This is a genomic window from Erwinia sp. (assembly GCF_031978025.1).
In the GTDB taxonomy this organism is placed as follows: Bacteria; Pseudomonadota; Gammaproteobacteria; order Enterobacterales; family Enterobacteriaceae; genus Erwinia.
The window spans coordinates 1-5,312 of the sequence record NZ_DALZCD010000289.1 but is presented as its reverse complement, the minus strand read 5'-3'; the positions used below and the strand labels follow the sequence as shown (position 1 = coordinate 5,312).

5 protein-coding genes and 2 pseudogenes are annotated in these 5,312 nt (G+C 56.9%); 3 read left to right on the top strand and 4 right to left on the bottom strand.

The window, feature by feature from the left end; translation table 11 throughout:
- The first annotated feature begins 76 nt into the window (after positions 1 to 76).
- Positions 77 to 1,048, top strand: a pseudogene (ybiB, locus tag RTK32_RS18490) (DNA-binding protein YbiB).
- A 135-nt stretch (positions 1,049 to 1,183) separates the two neighbouring features.
- On the opposite strand, the gene RTK32_RS18485 reads toward ybiB, so the two are convergent.
- Both RTK32_RS18485 and RTK32_RS18480 read right to left on the bottom strand, forming a co-directional pair.
- Positions 1,184 to 2,338, bottom strand: coding sequence for a M20 aminoacylase family protein (locus RTK32_RS18485; RefSeq protein ID WP_312046550.1), 1,155 nt, complete (start codon positions 2,336 to 2,338; stop codon positions 1,184 to 1,186).
- 78 nt (positions 2,339 to 2,416) lie between these two features.
- Positions 2,417 to 2,941, bottom strand: a complete 525-nt coding sequence (locus RTK32_RS18480) for a 5' nucleotidase, NT5C type (RefSeq protein WP_312046548.1) — start codon at positions 2,939 to 2,941, stop codon at positions 2,417 to 2,419.
- On the opposite strand from RTK32_RS18480, the gene RTK32_RS18475 reads away from it, so the two are divergent.
- A complete protein-coding gene (locus tag RTK32_RS18475; RefSeq protein WP_312046546.1) occupies positions 2,926 to 3,159 on the top strand; it encodes a hypothetical protein in 234 nt (77 codons plus the stop codon). The two genes, RTK32_RS18480 and RTK32_RS18475, sit on opposite strands and share 16 nt — an antisense overlap.
- Before the next feature lie 50 nt (positions 3,160 to 3,209).
- Here RTK32_RS18475 and RTK32_RS18470 read toward each other — a convergent pair whose 3' ends face one another.
- The gene (locus RTK32_RS18470) at positions 3,210 to 3,842 is read right to left on the bottom strand and encodes a flavin reductase family protein (RefSeq protein ID WP_312046544.1); all 633 of its coding nucleotides are present in this window, start codon (positions 3,840 to 3,842) and stop codon (positions 3,210 to 3,212) included.
- 125 nt (positions 3,843 to 3,967) lie between these two features.
- Here RTK32_RS18470 and rlmF point away from each other — a divergent pair, with 125 nt between their 5' ends.
- A complete protein-coding gene (rlmF, locus tag RTK32_RS18465; protein WP_312046542.1) occupies positions 3,968 to 4,900 on the top strand; it encodes a 23S rRNA (adenine(1618)-N(6))-methyltransferase RlmF in 933 nt (310 codons plus the stop codon).
- Positions 4,901 to 4,923: 23 nt separating this feature from the next.
- Here the strand turns inward: rlmF and RTK32_RS18460 are convergent.
- Positions 4,924 to 5,088, bottom strand: a pseudogene (locus RTK32_RS18460) (mechanosensitive ion channel protein MscS); the annotation flags it as partial.
- Positions 5,089 to 5,312 lie beyond the last annotated feature (224 nt).

The window sequence follows — 5,312 nt, the reverse complement described above, 5'->3', positions numbered from 1 at the left end:
CAAAAGCCGTTGCGGCTGTATCGGGCAAGAAAACCGTGCGTCGGCGACGGCGCTAACAACCCAACAGAGCAGAAGCATGGACTATACGAAAATCATAAAAGAGATCGGCCGCGGGAAAAATCATGCCCGCGATCTTGATTCCGCTACGGCCAGCGAGCTTTAAAGCCGGATGCTGGCGGACGAGGTACCGCCGCTTGAGATGGGCGCTATCCTGATCGCGCTGCGTATTAAAGGTGAGGGCGAGGAGGAAATGCTCGGCTTTTATCGGGCTCTGCAGGCGCGCGTGCTGACACTACAGCCTCCTGCCAGCCTGCCGATGCCGGTGGTGATCCCCAGCTATAACGGCGCACGCAAACAGGCGAACCTGACGCCGCTGCTGGCGCTGCTGCTTTCCCGGCTGGGTTTTCCTGTGGTGGTGCATGGCGTCAGCGATGACCCCACGCGCGTGACCAGTAAAGCTATTTTTGCTGCGCTGGGCGTGAAGGCCGCATCCGACATGCAGGAAGCGCAACGGCGGCTGGAAGAGGGCAGTCTGGTCTTTATATCGGTTGAAACGCTTTGCGCCCCTCTGGCGCAACAGCTCTCGCTGCGCTGGCAGCTGGGCGTGCGCAACAGTGCGCATACGCTGGCGAAGCTGCTGACGCCCTTTGGTGAAGATGCGGCGCTGCGTCTTTCCAGCGTGTCTCACCCTGAGTATATTCCGCGCGTGGGCAAATTTTTCCAGGCCGTAGGCGGTCGGGCACTGCTGCTGAACGGGACGGAAGGCGAAGTTTATGCCAATCCACAGCGCTGTCCGGCGCTGAATCTGATCGCCGGGGATGAACCGGAGCTGCTGTTGCCCCGTCAGCCGGAGTCTCCTGTTGCCCGTGATGCCTTGCCCGCGAGTAAAGAAGCCGAAACGACAGCCGAGTGGATTGGGCGTTGCCTTAATCGTGAAGTGGCGGTGCCCCAGTCGCTGCGCCAGCAGATTGCCTGCTGTTACGTTGCCACGGGCCGTGCAATGGACGTGGAAAGCGCGTTGGAACAAATAGCGAAGGCGGGTTACTGAGGCCGGCAGGCTGGACCACTTTTCTGCGCAGAGAAAGCAGCCAAAGGGCCGGGCTTCGTCAGCCGGGCCTTTTGGCGGAAGCTAAAAAAGCGCTACAGGGCGGTTGTTCAAGCCGTCGCCCGCAAAGCTGTAGGGCTAATTCACCGGCAGAAGTTTTTCCGCCAGCGCCGTCCAGAACGTAATGCCTTCCGGGATAATGTCATCGTTAAAATCGTAGCGGGCATTGTGTAGCGGAGCAGACGGAACCTTACCGTCTGCTCCTGCCCAGAAATAGGCGCCCGGACAGGCCTCCAGCATACAGGCGAAATCTTCCGACGCCATCGAGGGGCTGGTTTCCCAGTGAACCTGCTCTGGCGGCAGTAGGGCCAGCGCGCAGTCGCGAACCTGCTGCGCAGCAGCGGGGTGATTGCAGGTCACCGGATAATCCGTCAGGTAGACAATGCTGCCATCAATGCCAAGCGGCGCGGTAAACGTGGTGACAAAGTCATCGATCATGCTGCGAACCCGGCTACGCACATCGGCCTGCAGGCAGCGCAGCGTGCCGCGAAGCACGACGCTTTCCGGAATGACGTTGATAGCCTCACCGCCATTAATTTGCGTGATGCTGACGACGGCAGAGGAGAGCGGCGACAGTCGCCGGGCCGGGATCGTTTGCAGCGCCAGAATGAGCTGCGCGGCGGCCACAATCGGGTCTGCACCGTTTTCCGGCATCGCCGCATGGCAGCTTTTCCCGCGCAATGTGATCTCAAAAGCGTCCAGCGAGGCCATCATGGGGCCGCTGTTCACCGCCAGATGCCCCACGGGCAGGCCCGGCCAGTTATGCAGGCCATAGATAGCCTCCATAGGAAACAGCGTAAACAACCCCTCGTCGACCATTTTTCTGGCCCCGCCCAGATTCTCTTCCGCGGGCTGAAAAACAAAATGTAGCGTGCCGCTGAAGCGCCGCGTAGCGCTGAGATGTTTCGCCGCTGCCAACAGCATCGCCGTATGCCCATCGTGTCCACAGGCGTGCATGACGCCGGGTTGCGAAGAGCGCCACGGTGCGTTACCCAGTTCGGTAACAGGCAGGGCATCCATATCCGCGCGAAAGCCGATAGCGGGGCCAGGACCGTTTTCCAGCGTGCCTACCACGCCGGTGCTCGCCAGGCCCGTATGCACCTGCAGGCCAAACTCGCGCAGCAGCGTCGCCACGCGTTGTGAAGTCTTATATTCGTGGTAGCCCAGCTCCGGCTGAGAGTGAAACTGCCTGCGCCATTCAATGGCTTCCTGAATCAGCGAAACGGGGATCATATCTTCTCCTTTACGGACGATAAGCCGGAAGGCGGGCGCAACACTGCGCCGGGCAATAATGGTTCAAAAGTGCGGGGATCAGAGCAACATATTCTCTATTTCCTGCCAGTTTTTCACCCGGCGATAGCCGGTCACCTGCAAATTGTGCGGCGCGCTGTAGAGGATGCCTTCGCCACAAAACCCTTCAAAATTGTGGGCGTTGTCATCAATCATATAATCCGCATTGATAATGCTTTTATTGCCGCAGAAGACAATGTTGCTGGGTTTAATGGCCGGAAAGTGAGTCTTGAGCCAGCGAAATTTAGCATTAAACGAGGACGGCATTTGCATCGCGGCAGTGGTAATGAATATCTCGTAACGCTGGCTCAATGCCTCGATGACACGCTGGCTGTCAGCAATCACGTCGAGATCGCCAAAGAACTCTACGTCCTCGCTGACCTGACTAAAAATTTCCTGCAGCATCTCCGGCTTTTCCTGCGCCAGGCTGAACAGGTTCAGTTCGTTGTGCGCCAGTTCCAGCGAGAAATGGCGGTTAAAGGTGGCGACCATTTTGGGATGAAAGTCGGCGATGACCTCATCCATATCAATTGCAATTCTCTTCATTATCGCTCCATGCCTGCGCTCGTGATGAAGAACATCATACCAAAAAACGGGAGAAAGCAGGGTTTCGCGCCGTATTAAGCAGCGGCGACCTGACGGAAAATAGTGCGGAGCGTGGCTTTCTGAACAAGCTGTTTATCGCCGTCGCCGCTTACGGTGCGGGCATTGGCATCACTTTAACAAATCGTTCGTCGGCCGCGCCTGATAGCGGTGGTGAATAAGCTAAAAGAAAGTGGTCTAAGCCGCCCCTGACGAGGCGACGAAAAACGACTCAGGATGGGCGGGCATCCGGCCTTACCAAATCAAAACGCAGCTCATCACTGATGGCGTAGTAGGCGCTGGGGCCGCCCGCGCGCAAAATAGGGTTTGCTTTCGCTGTCTGGTAAATACCGTTTTCCAGCAGCTTTTGATCGATATGGATCGCTACCGCTTCACCCAGCACCAGCCACTGCTCCAGCTTGCCGCCATCGGCATCTTGCAGCTGGATAACCTGCGTCAGCTTGCATTCAAAATTCACCGGGCTTTCAGCCACCATGCTCACGGCCACCTGCGTGCCGGGAATGGGCGTGACGCCGGAAAAGGCAAACTCATCCTCGCCGCGCGGCAGTGAGGCTGAACTTTCATTCATCGCTACGGCCAGCTCGCGAGTGGCCAGATTCCAGACAAATTCGCCGGTTTCCACGATATTTGCCACGCTGTCCTTCCAGCCCTGGCTGGAGAAACCAATGATGGGCGGCTTATAGTTAAAGCAGTTAAAAAAGCTATAGGGCGCCAGATTGCGCTCGCCGCTGGCGCTTTGTGAACTGATCCAGCCGATGGGACGCGGGCCGATAATGGCGTTTAAAGGGTCGTGAGGCAAACCGTGACCAAGACGCGGCTGATAAGTATGGCGGGAAGAGGACATCTGAACTCCTGAAAAAAGGGTAGTCATTACATAGTAGCCGCTTCGCCGTGGGAAAAAAGGCGGGAATTGTTTACGATCTTTACCGCAGCAGGTATCTTACGCGCCTGCAGATAAGAGAGCCGTTCATGAAAAAGATTGTCGAAAAAACCCAGCTTCATCCTCGTAACCGCCATCGTGGCCGCTATGATTTTCCCGCGCTGATTGCCAGCCATCCGCCGCTGGCGAAGTATGTGGCGGTTAATCAGTACGGTGATGAGTCGGTAGATTTCGCCGATCCGGCTGCGGTAAGAATGTTAAATCAGGCTCTGCTGAAGCATTTCTACCAGGTTGAGCAGTGGGCAATCCCCGAAGGATTTCTTTGTCCGCCGGTGCCGGGCCGTGCTGACTATGTCCATCATCTGGCCGACCTGCTGGCAGAAGATAATCGCGCCGTCGTGCCGCGCAGTATTAACGTGCTTGATATCGGCTGCGGGGCCAACTGTATTTATCCGCTGATTGGCTATCGGGAGTATGAGTGGCGTTTTACCGGCAGTGAAATTAATGAAGAAGCGATGCGTGCCGCTAACGCTATTATTGCCGCCAATCCGGGTCTGAATCGCGGTATCCGTCTGCGTCGCCAGAAAAACACGCAGGCGATCTTCCAGGGCATTATCCACAAAAACGAGCAGTACCATGCCGTGCTGTGTAATCCGCCCTTCCACGCTTCCGCCATCGAAGCGCAGCAGGGGACTCAACGCAAGGTGCGTAACCTGGGGCTGGATAAAAATGCGCCGTTAAATTTTGGCGGTCAGCAGGAAGAATTGTGGTGTGAAGGCGGCGAAAAAGCCTTTATCAGCCGCATGATTAATGAAAGCGCGGATTTTGCGAAGCAGTGCGTCTGGTTTACTTCGCTGGTGTCCCGCCGCGAAAATCTGCCCGAGTTATGGCGCGCGTTGGAGCAGGTCGGCGCGGATACCGTACGCACCGTAGAAATGGCTCAGGGGCAGAAACAGAGCCGTTTTATCGCCTGGACCTTTATGGACAAAACGGCCCGCGAACGCCAGATGAGCCGGCTGTAATCGTCTCATCGCCGGCGTCTTTATTACTCCGGCGCCGGGAGGGAAGGTAAAACGGCGGCGGCGTCCGGCTCGCTGCCGTTTTGCATAACCTGAACCGTTGGGTGCGGTGCTTTAATCCCCGCCACATCAAAATGTTTTTTCAGTTTATTGTCGAGCGCAAAACGCACCGTCCACTGCTTCAGCGGCTGACGTCCGTTACGCTTTTCAGCACCGTTTTATTATCTTCTTCAGGGAACGCCAGGACGGGATCGTTGGGTTTAGCGTTACTTTCGGAAGCACTGTGCAGCGGGTTAATCAGCTCGGTTCGCGATGCCTCATTTTGCAGGATAGTAGCCAGCGCGGCGTAAGCGGCTTTTTCTCTGCCAGACCCAGACCCAGACCCAGACCCAGACCCAGACCCAGACCCAGACCC